This window comes from Ruminococcus flavefaciens ND2009, from assembly GCF_000621785.1.
In the GTDB taxonomy this organism is placed as follows: Bacteria; Bacillota; Clostridia; order Oscillospirales; family Ruminococcaceae; genus Ruminococcus; species Ruminococcus flavefaciens_C.
Window position 1 is genome coordinate 61,289 of the sequence record NZ_KK211350.1, and the last position, 16,256, is coordinate 77,544.

At 52.1% G+C, this 16,256-nt stretch carries 15 protein-coding genes; 11 read left to right on the plus strand and 4 right to left on the minus strand.

All coding sequences use genetic code 11. The features are described from left to right. Position 1: 1 nt before the first annotated feature. From T488_RS0116300 to T488_RS0116340, 9 genes are read left to right on the plus strand one after another with little or no spacing between them, the layout of a single operon-like run. Positions 2-418, plus strand: a complete 417-nt coding sequence (locus T488_RS0116300; RefSeq protein ID WP_196243342.1) for a hypothetical protein — start codon at positions 2-4, stop codon at positions 416-418. Beyond that, positions 411-1,115, plus strand: coding sequence for an enoyl-CoA hydratase/isomerase family protein (locus T488_RS0116305; protein WP_028521735.1), 705 nt, complete (start codon positions 411-413; stop codon positions 1,113-1,115). Before T488_RS0116300 ends, T488_RS0116305 begins: the two co-directional genes overlap by 8 nt. Before the next feature lie 2 nt (positions 1,116-1,117). Further along, positions 1,118-2,239 (plus strand): 3-hydroxyacyl-CoA dehydrogenase family protein, encoded by a 1,122-nt coding sequence (locus tag T488_RS0116310; RefSeq protein WP_028521736.1) that lies wholly within the window; start codon positions 1,118-1,120, stop codon positions 2,237-2,239. 26 nt (positions 2,240-2,265) lie between these two features. Further along, a complete protein-coding gene (locus tag T488_RS0116315) occupies positions 2,266-3,477 on the plus strand; it encodes a beta-ketoacyl-[acyl-carrier-protein] synthase family protein (RefSeq protein WP_028521737.1) in 1,212 nt (403 codons plus the stop codon). A 32-nt stretch (positions 3,478-3,509) separates the two neighbouring features. Beyond that, entirely contained in the window at positions 3,510-3,866 is a 357-nt protein-coding gene (locus T488_RS0116320) for a hypothetical protein (RefSeq protein ID WP_028521738.1), read from the plus strand. Positions 3,867-3,892: 26 nt separating this feature from the next. Next, a complete protein-coding gene (locus tag T488_RS0116325; protein ID WP_028521739.1) occupies positions 3,893-5,014 on the plus strand; it encodes an alpha/beta hydrolase in 1,122 nt (373 codons plus the stop codon). A 2-nt stretch (positions 5,015-5,016) separates the two neighbouring features. Continuing rightward, a complete protein-coding gene (locus T488_RS0116330; protein WP_028521740.1) occupies positions 5,017-6,576 on the plus strand; it encodes a class I adenylate-forming enzyme family protein in 1,560 nt (519 codons plus the stop codon). After that, entirely contained in the window at positions 6,576-6,827 is a 252-nt protein-coding gene (locus T488_RS0116335; RefSeq protein WP_028521741.1) for an acyl carrier protein, read from the plus strand. The genes T488_RS0116330 and T488_RS0116335 overlap by 1 nt, the downstream gene beginning before the upstream one ends. Position 6,828: 1 nt before the next feature. Beyond that, positions 6,829-7,524: a thioesterase II family protein gene (locus T488_RS0116340; RefSeq protein WP_028521742.1), complete on the plus strand. Its 696-nt coding sequence runs from the start codon at positions 6,829-6,831 to the stop codon at positions 7,522-7,524. Between the two features lie 186 nt (positions 7,525-7,710). Here the strand turns inward: T488_RS0116340 and T488_RS0116345 are convergent, their stop codons facing one another. The 3 genes from T488_RS0116345 to T488_RS0116355 are packed head-to-tail and all read right to left on the minus strand — an operon-like array spanning position 7,711 to position 10,965. Then, positions 7,711-8,892 (minus strand): ABC transporter permease, encoded by a 1,182-nt coding sequence (locus tag T488_RS0116345; RefSeq protein WP_028521743.1) that lies wholly within the window; start codon positions 8,890-8,892, stop codon positions 7,711-7,713. Further along, positions 8,879-10,012 carry an ABC transporter permease gene (locus T488_RS0116350; RefSeq protein WP_028521744.1) on the minus strand — a complete coding sequence of 378 codons (1,134 nt, stop codon included), beginning with the start codon at positions 10,010-10,012 and terminating at the stop codon, positions 8,879-8,881. The genes T488_RS0116345 and T488_RS0116350 overlap by 14 nt, the downstream gene beginning before the upstream one ends. 2 nt (positions 10,013-10,014) lie before the next feature. After that, the gene (locus T488_RS0116355) at positions 10,015-10,965 is read right to left on the minus strand and encodes an ABC transporter ATP-binding protein (RefSeq protein ID WP_028521745.1); all 951 of its coding nucleotides are present in this window, start codon (positions 10,963-10,965) and stop codon (positions 10,015-10,017) included. Positions 10,966-11,238: 273 nt separating this feature from the next. On the opposite strand from T488_RS0116355, the gene T488_RS0116360 reads away from it, so the two are divergent. Both T488_RS0116360 and T488_RS0116365 read left to right on the plus strand, forming a co-directional pair. Next, positions 11,239-12,300: a sensor histidine kinase gene (locus T488_RS0116360; protein WP_028521746.1), complete on the plus strand. Its 1,062-nt coding sequence runs from the start codon at positions 11,239-11,241 to the stop codon at positions 12,298-12,300. Between the two features lie 19 nt (positions 12,301-12,319). Further along, positions 12,320-12,946 carry a response regulator transcription factor gene (locus T488_RS0116365; protein ID WP_028521747.1) on the plus strand — a complete coding sequence of 209 codons (627 nt, stop codon included), beginning with the start codon at positions 12,320-12,322 and terminating at the stop codon, positions 12,944-12,946. Positions 12,947-12,995: 49 nt separating this feature from the next. Here T488_RS0116365 and T488_RS19090 read toward each other — a convergent pair whose 3' ends face one another. Beyond that, on the minus strand, positions 12,996-16,013 hold the full coding sequence (locus T488_RS19090) for a CotH kinase family protein (RefSeq protein ID WP_051536533.1): 3,018 nt from the start codon (positions 16,011-16,013) through the stop codon (positions 12,996-12,998). Positions 16,014-16,256 lie beyond the last annotated feature (243 nt).

Here is a 16,256-nt window from a genome sequence, read left to right on the forward strand (position 1 = left end):
CGTGACAAAAGTTTGTCAGTTAAGCTCGCTGTATCAGCTCTCACAGGAAAGAGAGCAGCTCGGCGAGCCTTGCTTGCTGCTCATCTATGCCGACGGGAACACCGCTCTCGGCAATGACGAAAGCGAAAAGGCTGAGGCAGCAAGATTCCTTCGTGAGGCTGATTTCATGTCTGCTGTGGTATCTGACGGCGACATCAGCGATGAGCTGGCTTCCGCTGCCGATATGACAGTTAAAGCAGATGAGGCTGACGAGTACGTTGCAAAGCTTTACAAGGACAAGACAAAAAAGCAGATAAGGGAGATAAACGCCTGCTTCATCAAGGCGCGTACAGCTCCCGCGGAGGAAGTACTTGCCACAGAGTCAAGAGCCTTCTACCGACTGATGGCTGACAAGAACGGAGGTAACTCCAATGAATGAAAATAACGGTATGATACTGGAGGAGCAGGACGGCATCCTGACGCTCTCCATGAATATGCCCGGCAACAACCTCATGACAGCAGACTTCTTCAAGGAATACGAAGCAGTCATGGCTGAGATAGAGGAAAAGGCTGCCGCAGGAAAATACAAGGGACTCATTATCAAGGGCGCAGGCCGCCACTTCAGCGTGGGCGCCGACGTTGACGCTCTTGCCGACCGTTCCGCAAACGAGACCTACGACGACTCAACAGGAGTGCTCCCCGAGGGTCACATCAGACAGAAGCACTTCTTCACCTTCCTGAGAGAGCTCCCGTTCCCCGTGGTAAGCGTGGTAACGGGCTTCTGTATCGGCTCAGGCAGCGAGATAGCTGTCAACAGCCACTACAGGATGATAGAGAAGAACGCAAGAGTAGGTCAGCCCGAATCCACATTCGGCATTCTCCCCGCTCTCGGCGGCGTTGCAAGAACTATCGAGATATGCGGCACTCAGAACGCATACACCCTCGTTATGTCGGGAGAGCTCATCTCCGCTGACGACGCATTCGCTCTCGGCTGGGCTGATATTTTCGCCGACAAGAAGCAGGGCGTTCCCGAGGCTGTAAGCCTCATCGAGTACATCTCCGCAAACTTCGGAGACTTTGACCCCTCACGCTATAAGGAGTACATGGACTCCTACAAGAAAAGCAGGGAGGCATAAATATGAAAATAGGAATAGTGGGCTACGGAAAAATGGGAAAGGACATCTTTTCCCTGTTCTTTGACAAGCTCCCCGACGCGCAGTTCGTGGTCATCGACCTCTTCGGCGCCGAGGAGAACACCGCAGCCGTTCTCAAGACCCTCGGCAAGAGCCTGAAGCGCAAGAAGCTCACCGAGGAACAGTACGAATTCAAAAAGGACTCCTTCGTATTCACCGACGATACCTCCGCTCTCAGCGGCTGTGACGTTGTCATAGAAGCCGTTTTTGAGAACATGGATGCCAAGAAGGAGCTGTTTGCAAAGGCTGCCGCAGCTGTCTCTGATGACTGCCTGCTGCTGTCGAATACATCATCACTGGATATCCCCTCGGTATTCGCGGATATCCCTCACAAGGAGCGCTGCTTCGGTCTGCACTTCTTCTACCCCGTGAAGCTCACAGGCTTCGTGGAGCTGAATGTGCTCCCCGAGACATCGGAGGCTTCCGCAGAGAAGGCTGCACAGCTGGTAAAGGCTGCGGGCAAGAAGCCCATAGTATTCTCCGGTGAATACCACATCTATCTCAACCAGATACTCGCCTGCATGGTCTCTCACGCTATCTATCTGAGAGAGAGCTTCGGCGCTTCCGTGCCCGAGGTGGGAAAGGCTCTGGAGGAGATGTTCCCCGTTGCAAATCCCTTTGAGGTGCTGGACAGCGTGGGTCTCGGACTCATGGCAGGCAGCCCCGATAACTTCCGCATAGAGCGCAACAAGGGACTTCTGGGCTACGGCTGTGAAAAGATGAACGGCTGGCTGGCAGAGGGCTGCCCTAAGGAAACTCTCAGCTTCCTTGACTTCATGGCTGAGCGTGAGAGCGCAACAGGCGCAGACTGCGGAAAGGCTGCTCTTTATATGGCAGCCCTGATACTCAATGAAACAGTCAATGCCGCAAATGATTACAGCGGCGATACCGCCGTTCTTACAGAGGCGGTGCAGGACACTCTCGGACTTGCCGAGGCTCCTGCCTTCTACTACGAGAAATACGGTGCAGAGGCACTTTTCGCAGCTCTTGATGAGCTGGGCGCAAAGACAGGCTTCGGCTCGTATTTACATAAGGACAAGAGTGCATGGGATGCGCTCTTTAAGTAATACTGATGGAGATATGAGGTAAAATTATGAAAAAAGTTGTTATCACAGGCATCGGTGCCGTGACCTCTGTTGGCAATACCGCCGCAGATTACTGGGACGGGCTCATTTCCGGCAAGTGCGGAATGAGAACTATCACCCGTATCCCTCTCGATAACCATGATACTACTGTTGCTGCCGAGGTGGACGACTCCTTTGAGGCAGAGGCAGGAAAGTACTGGAAAAAGCGTCAGCTCAACGCTACAACTACCACAACAAGAATGGGTCTTGCTTCCGCAGGTGAGGCTGTTGCCGACTGCGGAGTGGATATTGCAAGCTATGACGGCAGCAGAGTCGGCGTTATCTACGGAGTTATCGATAACTCCTATGAGGACTATGAGCTTGAAAAGCCCCTCAACATCACGCTGAAGAAAATGCCCAATGAGCTCCCCGCTCTCGTTTCTATAAGATATGGTTTCACAGGACCTGCTTTCAATGTGAGCACCGCCTGCGCTTCATCTGCGTATGCTATCGCTCTCGGCAAGCAGTTCATCGAATCGGGACTCTGCGATATGGTAGTCGCAGGAGGTATCTCGAATACAGTAACACACCTTGTAATAAGCGGATTCAATCAGCTTCTCGCCATGTCCGTAAATCCCGACCCCAATACAGCTGCACGTCCCTTCACAAAGAACCGTGACGGCTTCATCATGGGCGAAGGCGGCGGCACCGTTATCCTTGAGTCTGAGGAGTCGGCAAAGGCAAGAGGCGCTAAGATATACTGTGAGCTTGCAGGCGCTGCAATGTGCGGCGAGGCATTCAACCTGACAGCTCCCAAGACCGACGGCGTAGGCATGGCTGAGTCCATGAGAATGGCTCTGGACAACGCAGGTCTCACCCCCGACGATGTTGACTACATCAACGCTCACGGAACATCAACAGGTCTCAACGACCTCTATGAGACTATGGCTGTAAAGGAGGTCTTCGGAAAGAGGGCTTACGACATTCCCATGTCATCAGTAAAGGCTTCTATCGGTCACACTCTCGGCGCCGGCGGCGCTCTGGAGGCTATTGCCTGCATCAAGGCTATCGAGACAGGTCTCGTTCCTCCCACTATCCACTATGACGAGCCCGACCCGGAGCTTGACCTCAATTACGTTCCCAACAAGCCACAGGAGCACAAGGTAGACGTTGCTATCTCAAACTCCTTCGGCTTCGGCGGCCACAACGCCACACTGGTACTCAAGAGATACGAGGGCTGAGTCGCTCAGCTCCGATGAAAGGATAAATAATCATGCCGATAGCACAGATGAAGACTAATTTCAGGTTCAGTTCCCCTGCCGCCAGGACCACTTTCCTGGACGAGGCTGCAACAGAGCTAGCTGAGATACTTAAAAAGCCCCTGCCCGCCATCATGGTAATGCTGGACGACTGCTCAATGTACATGAACCGCTCCGAGGATACAGTATTCTTCGCAGAGTTCAGATACATTCTCCCTCAGGAGTACGCAGACGACAAGGCTGCCTTCCTCAAGGAGCTGGCTGACAGGATGCTCAGTCTCATACAGAAGCATACCAAAGTCGACCCATACCGCATATATATGCAGTTCACGGAAATGACACGCGAGGGCGCGTGGCGGTATACAGGCTGACATTGTAACGAAAGGAAAAGATAAATATGAAATGGGCAATCAGAGACCTTCTCAATCCCGTGGCAACACGTTCACTGCTCTACGGTGCCGATCCCTTTGATCTGGAGTATATCCTCAAGAAGATCGACAGCATCAAGGTAAAGAGCGGCAAGCAGATACAGAGCGTATGGCTCGACGAGTGGCACGCCAAGATAGACCGCTATGCCGAGCTCCGCGACAAGGCTGAGGCAGCAGGCAATAAGACCTCTGCAAGAGAGTATGCAAAGATGGTGGCACAGTGCCATTATGCCTGCTTTATGATAAACATCGAGGACGTTGAGCACAAGAGAGAGATCTACAGCGGTCTTGAGGAGAGCTACAAGCGCTATATCAAGCTCTGCAAGAACAAGATCCAGTATGTGGAGATAGATACAAAGTTCGGCAAGCTCCCCGCTTACATACACTACCCCGACTCGGGAAGAAAGAAGGACTATCCCGTAGTTCTCACATATTCCGGTATCGGAAGCTGCAAGGAGGAGCTGGAGATGCTGGCTGCTCCCCTCAATGAAAGAGGTATCGCAGTTATCACTCCCGATATGCCCGGTGCAGGCGGTGCCATCATCCACAACGGCATCAAGTGCGGAGGCAAGCAGATAGAGGCAGCCTTCGAGGGCATATACAAGTTCATCGACAGCACAGACAAGCTCAGCAGCACTAACCTGGGCAACTTCGGTCTCTGCATGGGCGGCGGCTATGCCTTCCGTTCAACAGTAAAGCGCAAGAACGCAAAGGTCTGCGTAAGCCTGTTCCCGCTCCTTATGAACTTCGCCGACCAGGACAGCATCCCCGTATGGATGAAGCGCGGCAAGTGGAGCTCCTACCAGTACAGCGACGATTACCTTGAGGGTATGAAAAAGCTTGAGGAGGGCACTCACAAGTCCGATTTCCTCATGGTATACAGCAGCGACGACAACTGGATGACTCCCGAGGCTTCACAGAAACTCCTTGACAAGGCAAAGGGCTACAAGGAGTGCATACACATCGAGGATAAGCCCGCTTACGTCTCTGAGGAGACCATCATGCACGCTATGCCCGTTGGTGAGCAGTATCACTGGGTAAAGCACATCGCAGCAGACTTTATCGCTGCAAGACTTAATGGGGGAAAATAAGAATGTCAAAGAAGTTTTTTGATTACTACAGCCGCTTTGCTCAGGAAACTCCCGACAAGGTAGTGCTGAGAATAGACGATAATGAGCTGACATACAGCCAGTTCATGGAAAAGACAGCCGTTCTCGGCTCTGCCCTGAAGAAAATGGGCATCGGCGAGGACGACAAGGTGGGCATCTGTATGCCCAACAGCATTGAGTGGTATCTGGTATTCTGGTCAGCTGTAAGAATAGGCGCACAGCCTGTTCCCATGGACCCCCAGAGCGGCTCTATGGAGCTCTCAAAGCTCATTCCCGCTACCACCTCAAAGGTAATGTTCATCACAGAGAAGTACAGGAACAACAACATCATCGCCGCTGTAAGCGACCTCGTTCCTTCACAGATAGCTCTTCAGAAGGTCATCTGCTTTGCCGATGACAGCGTTATCCCTCAGGACAGCTGCTATATCTCCGCCGAGAAGTTCATGGCTGAGTACGGCAGCAATGAGTGTGAGATCTACGATCCCGAGTATCTCCACACCATGTCTCTCGCCTGCACATCAGGCAGCACAGGCACTCCCAAGATACTGTCCGTTCCCTCGGGCGGCTTCCTGTCCACACAGGAGGATATGGGTACATACCTGGAATTCAGATCCGACGATGTAATGATGCTGGGCATGACCCTCTATCATCAGGGCGGCTTCGGCATGGGTCAGCAGATGGTGCTCAAGGGCGGTACTGTTATGTATCAGCCTCAGTTCAACCCCATCACATTCCTTGAAACTGTTCAGAAATACAAGATAAATATTATCCAGCTCACCTCAACTCTGGCAAAGGTGCTGCTCTCAACTCCCGATTTTGACAAGTATGACCTTTCAAGCGTCCGTATCTGCTACTTCGCAGGAGAAGTTCTCCCCAAGGAGATAGCCGATACCTTCGTTGAGAAGCTCCACATCCGCGTTGTAAACGTTATCGGCTCATCAGAGACCTGCACCATGGTAGTATGGGACTCTGCAAGAGACGCAGGCACAGACCCCAGCGACTTCCGCAAGCTCAGCTTCACTGACGTCCGCGTCATCGACGAGAAGCACAACGATGTTCCCGAGGGCGAGATCGGCGAGCTCTGCGTATACACAGACGGTGTTATCACAGATTACTTCGGCAATCCCGAGCTCTCCGCTGAGAAGATCCTCACAGACGATCAGGGACGCCGCTGGTTCTGCACAGGCGACCTTGTAAACAGGCTCCCCGGCGGCATAGTACGTTTCGCAGGAAGAAGCAAGCGTATCATCAAGCGCGGCGGAAACCTGGTCCACGCCGAGGAAGTTGAGGCTTGCCTCCTTACTCACCCCAAGGTCGCAGCCGCAGCCGTTACAGACGAGCCCCATCCCGTTATCGGTCAGCAGATCGTTGCCTACATCCAGCCCAAGGGCGATGAGAGGATAACAAGAGGCGAGATTGCTAAGTACTTCGATGGCAAGCTCTCCGCTTACAAGGTGCCCGACAAGGTCGTCCTCGTTGAGGAGATACCCAAGGACATCGGCAAGATACAGTTCAAATATCTGAGAAAAAAGGAGTATAAGTAATGAATAACCTTAATTTTGATGAATTCAAGCAGGCTATCTCCGATTATGTAGGCGTTGCCCCTGAGGAGATCACAAGAGACACCGACGTTTATGACGATCTTTTCCTCGATTCACTGGGACTTTTCGGTCTCGGCTCCGAGATAACAGAGACATTCAAGCTCAATGTTCCCCTTTCACTGGTGGCTTCCATCAGCAAGGTAGGCGAGATCTTCGACCTTCTCAACGAAAAGGGCACTCCCACAGAGGAATGATATGATACTTTTCTTTCTTCCCCATGCAGGGGGCTCCGCAAAGAGCTACAGCTCCTTCAAGAGATTTCTTCCAAAGGAGCTGACAGTTGTGCCTATGGAGCTCTCAGGACGCTTCACACGCTCCTCTGAGCCTCTCCTCGACACAGTACAGGGCTGCGCGGAGGACCTCATTAAAAAGCATTCTGAGCTGCTCAGAGAGGACTACGCACTTTTCGGCCACAGCATGGGTACGGTGCTGGTCACAGAGCTGGTAAGGCAGGCTAAGGAAAAGGGTCTGGCGCTTCCCAAGCACATTTTCCTCTCAGGCAAAAATCCTCCCGACGAGGACGTTCACTGCTTCGAGAACGTGGAGGAAGCCGCAGATGAGGAGATAGTTTCCTATTTCTCGGCAAACTCCCTGTCCACAGCCGCTCCCGTCCCCGACGAGGAACTGATGAGGACCCTCAACCGTATCCTCTGCACCGATGTCCGCATGGCTGAACGCTACAGCGCTTCCCCCGAGGACGTCACATTCGGCTGCGATATAACCGTGCTTTACGGTCAGGAGGACCCTCTTATGCAGAGCGTGGATATGAACAGCTGGAGCAGGTTCACAAGCGGCAGCTGTCAGGTATATCCCTTCTCCGGCGGTCACTTCTACTATCAGCAGCACAAGGAAGAGGTCTGCGGCATTATCAAGGAAAAGCTGGGCTTTTGAGAAGTGCTTAGGTTTTAGTGCTTAGTTATAAGAAAAAAAAGAGCGCACGATCGTGCGCTCTTTTTTTGTAGGGGCGGCGTTCCGCCGCCCGTGTAACAAATGGGACACCTACACGGTGTCCCATTTTTATATTCAACATTCGGAACGGCAAGAGTGCCGCCCCTGACTTTAAACTCTCAACTTACATCAGGCTGCTGCCTTTTTTACGGCGGAGCCGATGGATGCGCTGCTGTATCTCAGTCTGCGCACCAGAATCGTCATGAGTACCAGTACCACGATGAACAGGCACTCTATCAGCATACACTTCATAACGCCCTCGGAGCTGAATGCGTCTTCCTCGCTTATCATGCGGTTAGCCCTGACGTACCAGTACGCGGGAAGAAATCTCGCTGCGGAGAGGACTCCGTCGCTGAGTATCTCCATGGGCACGAACACGCCGCAGAAGAAGCTCATTCCCAGTCCCAGAACCTGTGTGATAAGGTTGAGGATATTGTCCTTTGGCTCGAAGCTGGCTATGAATACCGCAAGAGCTGCTACGACCATGGAGAATATGAAGCTGTTGAGCACTGCAAGCCACGCTCTGCCTGTGTACATCTCCTTATTGAAGACAGTTCCCGCAACCATGAATATGAGCCATATAAACAGCACGAACAGGAAGCTTCCGAAAAAGAGCTGGAAGGTGTACTTTGAGTTTTTCAGGCATGAGCAGTTCGTGCGGTAGCGTATGTCCTTCTTGTTCATGGTCACCAGAACAAGACTGACTATGCTGATAATTACGGAGATGAGTATGTAAGGCATGAACTCGAAGTACTGTGCGAAGTCCACGCTGAAGTGAGAGTCGCCCCCCTTGTCAACTCTCAGCATCTCTACCTCTGTCTCCTGAGACATTGCCGCCTCTGTGGCGGAGACAGCTTCCTCAAGGCTCTTTCCCATGGCAAGGTATGCCTTTACGGAGCCTGTGTACTCGTCGAGCATCTTGCTCATATAGACCACGGAATAGCTCTCGTCCATGTGATAGCTGCCGAAAAGCTCAGCCGTTTCCCCTGCGGCAAGCCTTTCTGCATAGCCCTTGTTGATGATGAGTGCGTAGTTCACTGTCTTGTAGTACAGCGAATCGGTGATGGTGTCCCTGTTATTATCTATTTCAACTATATCATTGTGCTTTCCGATGAATTCCGTAAGTGCGCGGCTCTCGGGAGTGTCGTCCTCGTCGAATACGCATACCTTCAGCCTGTTCATCTCGAACTTGTTGTCCTTGGTGGACTGGCTGGTGACAAATGCGGATATTGCAAGGAATATGATTATGTATATCATGGCTGAGGGGATCCTGCTCCTCATTACCTTGAACATGGTCTTAAACACTTGCATACTTCTTCCTCCTTGATATGATAAAGCCGAGCATTATGAATACAACGGTTATGACTGCCATTGTTATGAGCTTTGTGATAAAGCGTGTGTAGTCCTCGTCGATATTGAGGCAGTAGAAGCTGTCGGAAACTACCGCAGCAGGATTTATATCGTTGAACCATGGAGCCTTCTGAGCTATGGTGCCTTTAAGGTCTCCCACCATGAGTCCGCTGAGGAAGCACAGCAGCATTGATGCCGACATGAGTACCGCTGTCTTTGTCTTCTGGCTCATGTGGCTCACAGAGCCTACGAAGAAGCCGAAGGATACACCCATTATGCCGCCCAGTATAGCCGCAGGATATACAAGAGGCAGTCTGTCGCCGAAGTCCACCTTCAGCACGAACGCAAGAAATGTGACACACAGCAGCATACATATCGTCTGCAATATGAAGCTTCCCGTAAGGCAGGCAAGAATGGTCACCAGCTTGGGTGCGGGCGAGCAGTTGTTCCTTGCTCCGAGAGCGGAGAGATTTGCCTGATTCTGCATAGTAACGTGCATTCCCGTCATACAGCCGAACAATGCCACCATGGCGATGAGGTTGTAGAAATACTGTATGTACATATCGGGATTGCCCTGTGTGAGTGGTATCTCCCTGCACGATGATACCGTGCCGCTCATAAGTGAGGATATTATCTCCTGTGCCTTTTCGGGAGAGGTCTGTATTGCATCCATTGCTATCTTCTCGCGGAGTGTGTACTGCTCCACGAAGGATTTCAGCATGGTCTGGGAAAGTCCCTTCTGCTTTACCGTCAGCCCCAGCTTGTCTGCGGAGCTTATTATGCCCTCAACATCGCCGCTGTCCAGGAGCTCCTCAGCCTTTGCCCTGTCGGCGTAGGTGACCTTCAGGAATGGCTCATCGGCGCTCTCTATCCCATCAAGCACCTGTCTGAATGCAGGGTTCTCGTTCTCCTCCACCACCGCAACGGGTATGGCACTGAACTTCTCGGTCTTGTTGTAAACGCTTCCGAAGGCTATCTTGAAGAAAGTGCCGAGAACTATGGGAAAGACCATGAGCCAGATGATGAGGTCCTTTGTGCGGACACCGTTTTTCAGCTCGTATTTCAGTATGTGCAGGAACATTGTCAATCCTCCTTGTCTCTGAGAGCCTTGCCCGTTATCTCAAGGAACACATCGTTGAGTGTGGGGAGCTCTGTGTATACTCTGCCGAAGCTGAGCTCTCGCTTCTGGAGCACATCGAGCACTCTTATAAGGTTGTGCTTGCCGCCAGAGCAGCTGATGACGAGCTTGCTGTCCTCAAAGCTCACATCGTAAACGTGTGGCAGTCCCGATACCTCCCTGCGGACATCATCGGGGAGCTCAAGTATCTCTATGGTAATGGTCTCGGTGTTCTTTATCATGCGCTTCAGCTCGTCCTTGGTGCCCTCTGCCACCTTTCTGCCCTTGTCCATGATGGCGATGCGGGTGCATATCTGCTCTACCTCCTCCATGTAGTGGGAGGTATATATGACTGTTGCGCCGTTTCGGTTGAGCTCCTGTATGCCCTCAAGTATGCGGTTACGGCTCTGGGGGTCAACGGCGACTGTGGGCTCGTCAAGGATTATGAGCTTCGGCTTGTGGGCAATGCCGCAGGCGATATTGAGTCTGCGGAGAAGTCCGCCGGACAGCTTCTTGGGATAGAACTTGCGGAAGTCCTCAAGTCCCACGAACTTTATAGCCTCCTCCACACACTGCTTTCTCTTTGCCTTGTCGGTGATGTAGAGTCCGCAGAAGTAGTCGATGTTCTCATACACGGTCAGCTCATCAAAAACTGCCACATTCTGCATGATAACGCCTATCTCCTTCTTTATGTCATAGCTGACGGGGGTCATCTTCTTTCCGAATATCTCTATCTCGCCCTTGTCGAAGGCGAGAAGCGACAGCAGACAGTTTATTGTAGTGGTCTTGCCGGAGCCGTTGGGTCCCAGAAGTCCGAAGACCTCTCCCTCCTTTATCTCAAGACTGAAGTGGTCCAGGGCGATGAGGTCGCCGTAGCGCTTAACCAGGTCATTTATCTTAACAACGTTCTTTTCCATATCGGATTCCTCCCTTTGTGTTTTTCACTGTCCTTATTATACCTCAGAAAAGTCCCCTTTTGTAGTGTCCCCAGTCAGTTTCGGAAATGACATTTGTCACATTTTCATCCTTGCAAATGTCACTTGCAAATACTTCCATGCCGTGATATAATTAATGTATTGTCCCGAACTGAGTTCGGGGAGCAAATATAATCATAATAATCGGAGAGGTGAGCGTTCTGACTTTAAACTGTAAACTCTCAACTCTCAACTACATATAAAGGTGGTGTGAGATTGAACCGACTTATAGACAAGCTGGCTATACTGCTCATATGTCTGATGAGCCTGATCATGGCTGACAGCTTTACGGCTCCCGTCATTATAATACTGGCAGCAATTGCAGTCTCCACCGCGGTACAGCTGCTGACGGGCACTGTGGCGGCGGCTGTGCTCATAGCAGGCTTCTCACTGCTCTGCGGAGCATTCCCCGTCACCCTCTGCACCATGCCACTGCTCCTCTATGACGCGCTGTGGGAGAAGAAATGGTGGCTTACCGCCCCTGCGGCTCTGGCTCTCATAAAGCTCAGCAGTCTCACCGCGGGACAGATAATGATAACCCTTGCAGCCGCTGCGGTGGCTGTCATAATATACATAAGAGTATCGGGTCTGGAGCAGACCGTCACCAAGCTCACCGACCTCCGCGATGAGGTGGCAGGCAAGAACCAGCAGCTGGCTCAGCAGAATATACTCCTCGCCGAGGCTCAGGACAACGAGATACACCTCGCCACACTGAAAGAGCGAAACCGTATCGCCCGTGAGATACATGACAATGTGGGGCATATGCTCACACGCTCCCTGCTCCAGTCGGGAGCCCTCATCGTCATCAACAAGGACGAGCAGCTCCGCGAGCCCCTGGAAAGTCTCCGCGACACCCTTGACTCCGCTATGACAAGCATAAGGGCAAGCGTCCACGACCTCCACGATGACTCCATAGACCTGAAAAAGGTGGTGGAGGACAGCCTCAAGTCAGTGGAGGGCAAGTTCACCGTCTCCTTCGACTGCGACGTCAGCGAATACCTGGCAGGCAATATAAAGCTGTGTATCATCGGCGTCATCAAGGAAGGACTATCCAACGCCGTGAAGCACTCAAACGGAGACAGCATAAAGCTCATAGTCCGCGAGCATCCCGCCTTCTGCCAGCTGGTGATGGAGGACAACGGAAGCTGCTCGGAGATAAAGGAAAGCGGCATAGGTCTCAAGAATATGCGTGACCGTGCAGCCGCTCTGGGAGGAAGGATAAGCTTCACACCCTCACCCGAGGGCTTCAGGATATTCATGTCCATTCCCAAATCATAGACAGCAGAGAGGAGTTATTATGAACATCGTAGTTATAGATGACGACAAGCTGGTGGCTTTGTCGCTGAAAACCATTCTGGAGAGTACGGGAAAGGTCACCGTGGCTGCCATGGGCTCTGACGGGGCCGAGGCACCTGAGCTCTACCGCACCCACAAGCCCGACGTCATGCTCATGGATATACGCATGGAGGGCATGACGGGTCTTGAGGCAGGAGAGCTGATACTGAGAGAGTTCCCCGAGGCAAGGATACTCTATCTCACCACCTTCTCCGATGATGAATACATAGTAAAAGCCCTCAGCATGGGAGCCAAGGGCTATATACTCAAACAGGATTTCGAGGGTATCGTCCCTGCTCTTGAAGCCGTCATGGGCGGTCAGAGCGTGTTCGGAGACCAGATAATCACCAAGCTCCCCGAGCTCATGAAGCCCAAGGACAAATTCGACTTCGCCGCCCACGGCATAAGCGACAAGGAGCGTGAGATAATGGAGCTGGTGGCAAAGGGTCTCAGCAACAAGGAGATAGCAGGAGAGCTGTTCCTGGGCGAGGGAACGGTGCGAAACTATATAAGCAACCTCCTGGACAAGCTTATGCTCCGTGACAGGACACAGCTTGCGGTGTACTACTACACCGAGGTAAGAAACTGAATATAAACGAAAGAGGGCTGCACAACATCTGTGCAGCCCTTTCCGGTAATTAATCGAGTGAGGTGAGCTTTCCAAGGAGATATTCCTGAATTTTCAGTGCGTCGTTGGAGGTGAGTCCGGGTGTGGACTTGTCAACGTCGCCGTTCTTTGAGCCCTGTTCGGTCATGTGCTTCTCGGCATTGCCCTTTGTGCCGTACTTGTCGGGGTTTGCAAGAGACTGCATTATGAGTACAGCGTCTGCAAGCTCTACCTTTCCGTCACAGTTGGTATCGCCGTAAACAACGTTGCCGACGGGAGCTGTTGTGGTAGTTGTAGTTGTTGTTACTACGGGAGCTGTTGTTGTAGTGGTGGTAGTCTGAGGAGCAGGTGAACCGCCTGCGGCATAGACTGCCTTTATGCTGACGCCCTCGCTTACGGGAACGGTGATCTCTGCGGAGCTTGTATTTGACACAGTTGCTCCTGTTACCTCCCAGTGGTCGAAGGAGTAGCCTTCCTTAGCCTCAGCCTTTACGGTCACGGGATAGTCTGTGAAGTACTTTCCGGTCCATGTGCTGAGTGAGTCGTCAAGGTTGATGGTGTTGAACTTTATCGAGCCCTTTGAGCCGTCATTGTTTACGGTAACTGATGCAAGGCTGCCCTGGAGACCCATGTAGCTCTTCATCTGACTTGTTACGTTGCTGTATCTTGTGTTGTAGAATGTCTCAAGGAGCTGATAATCCTGATCGAAGGTCTGAGCATTGTGAGTGTTCTTCGATGAGGGGAAACGCTCATAGGTATCAACTATCTGCTGCTTGAAGCCCTTGTAGTAGTTGATAGCAGCTGTGGTCTTCTTTGTATCGAAGTTATAGTTTGCAAGGTCCATGAATGTCAGCTCGAACTGCTTCTTGAACTCTGCATTCTTCATCAGTGAGGTGAATGAGCCGCTGAGTCCGCCTCCGCCCATACCGAAGCCGAAGCCTCCGCCGCCGCCGAACTGGCTGAAGCTGTTGTAGGTAGGACCTGTCTCGCTTACCTTATCGGCAAGGTTGGCACTGTACTCGGTATCAAAGAGCACCAGACGCCACTTGCCGTCTGCATAGGGATTTTCGGGGTCTACTGTATTTGCACGCCATGCAGCAGTATTGTTGCCGGGCCAGTCATGGTTAGCCCAGTAGATCTGTGCTGCGAAGTAGTCAATATAGCTCTGCATATCAAGCTTCTCGCAGAACTGCTTATATGTAGCCTCATTGGTCATATCTGCGCTGGAGATCTGGTTGAGCAGGTTGTTCCAGTCGCTGAGGTCGGAGTCATTGCCCTCCTCAAGCTTGCCGTTCTTTACGAAGGCAACGTCGTTCTTCTTAACGCCGTAGTGTGACTTGAAATAGTCGGAGTTATACTTCTCCATAAGCTGATAGATGCCCCAGAACTCGCCGTCGATAAAGAGTATGCACTCGCTGGTAGCCTGAGTAGCCATGTTGTTTCTGTCAGCCACGAGAGCCTGGTTCACGGAGTCACGGAAATAGCCTGCCATGTTGTCGTTTCCGCCGTTTCTGATGGTGAAGCCGTCAAACTTGTCAATTACCTTGCCGTTCTTCTCCTTTGTGGACTTGCCCTCAAAGAGGTCATACTCCACCTCGCCCTTGCCGTAGTCCATACGTGCAAAGACGTTGAAGCTCTTCTGTGCCCATGCACGGGAAGCTGCACCCTTTGTCCTGATGCCCACGTTCTGGGAAACTACGCTCTGACCGTTCTCGAAGATCTCAATATTGGCAGGACGCTCCCATTCAGCGCCCTTCTGGTTGTAGTTGGCCTGTGACATGAATGCGAAGTCGCCCATTCCGAAGCCGCCTCCGCCGAAGCCGCCGCCTCCCATATCGAAGCCGCCCCAGCCGCCTTGCTGCTGGTCGCCTTCATCTGCCATAGCCACGGGATTGCCTGCACCGCCGAAGTCAAAGTTGCCCCAGCCCTGCTGCTGACCGTCCTGCTGTCCCCATGCACCGGGGTTCCAGCCCTGCTGTCCCTGGTTGGGATCCTGCTGTCCGGGCTGCTGACCCGGCTGCTGCTGACCGCCCCAGCCGGGCATGGTCCAGGCGCCTCCGCCGTTCTGCTCGTCATATACCTTGCCCTTTACATAGATACCTTTTTCATAGTCGAAAAGGTTAGCGGGGTCGGTAACGAGAGAGATGACCTTCATATTCTTATACTTGTCCACGTTTGTGGAGCCGATGAAGTAAGTCTTTGTGATGATCTCGCTGGTGCGTCCCTGAGCGTCAACTGCTGCCGCACGTACTACTGCTGCCTTGAGAACGCCCTCGGCAGGAGCGAGTATATCCGTATAAGCTGTGATGTCTGTTCTTGCGCTGAGCTTGTTGGGCTCGCTGGTCATATCCTTTACGCTGATAGGACCTGTGTACTTTTCGGAAGCTGATGTGGGATCGCTGCCGTCAAGTGTATAGTAAACTGTTGTTCCCTCGGGAACGTCGATGGAAAGTGAGAAGCCGCTGTTATAGAAACCGCTCTCGGCAGAGAAGGAAGGTGTCCTTACTGCGTTTGAACCCTCGGGAGCTCTGTTTGCTTCCCCGGGAGTCGCTGCCAGAACGAAGTAATCTCCGCTGCCGTCGGGATACTGTCCGTAGGATGTATCCTTAGCCATATCTCCGAAGGTGATCTGTGAAGCCATACTGCCCGAAGCGTCTGTGAGAGTGAGTACCTCGCCGCTGGTGGAAAGACCGAAGGGAGCTATACTGCTGTTGGTCTCGCCTGCTGTACCGTCACAGAAGAAGATCTTTCTCTCGCCTGCCTGGAGCACTGTACCCGAGGGTATAGTGAAGCGGTAGGGAGTATCCTCCTTGTCTGTGATGCCCCAGCCGCTTATGTCAACTGCACTGCCCGAGCCGTTGTAGAGCTCTATCCAGTCGTATAAGCCGCCGTCGGGTGCGGGGTAAGTGCTGTTCTTGGGGCAGACCTCATTGATAGTTACCGAGCCTGCTGCCGCTGCCTTTGGTGCGGGCATCATTCCTGCCGCACCGAGAAGGAGCGCCAGGCTCATAATGCCTGCTCCTGTTCTTTTTGCTGTTCGTCTGATCATTACATATCCCTCCATATGTGATTTTCCATGTTTTTATTGAGTTTTTGCACGTTTTCCGTTCAGATCTTGTCTTAATGATAATTTTTCAATCTTAAAATAGTCTTAAAGTAATCTTAAAGTTTTGTGCCTCATTTTTGCACTTGAAGTTCATTTTTTGACGATATTCCGTACTTTTAGTATAACAGTTTTCACAAATGGAGTCAACCAAGAGAGCAAAAACTGAACAGATCATCAAAATACAGC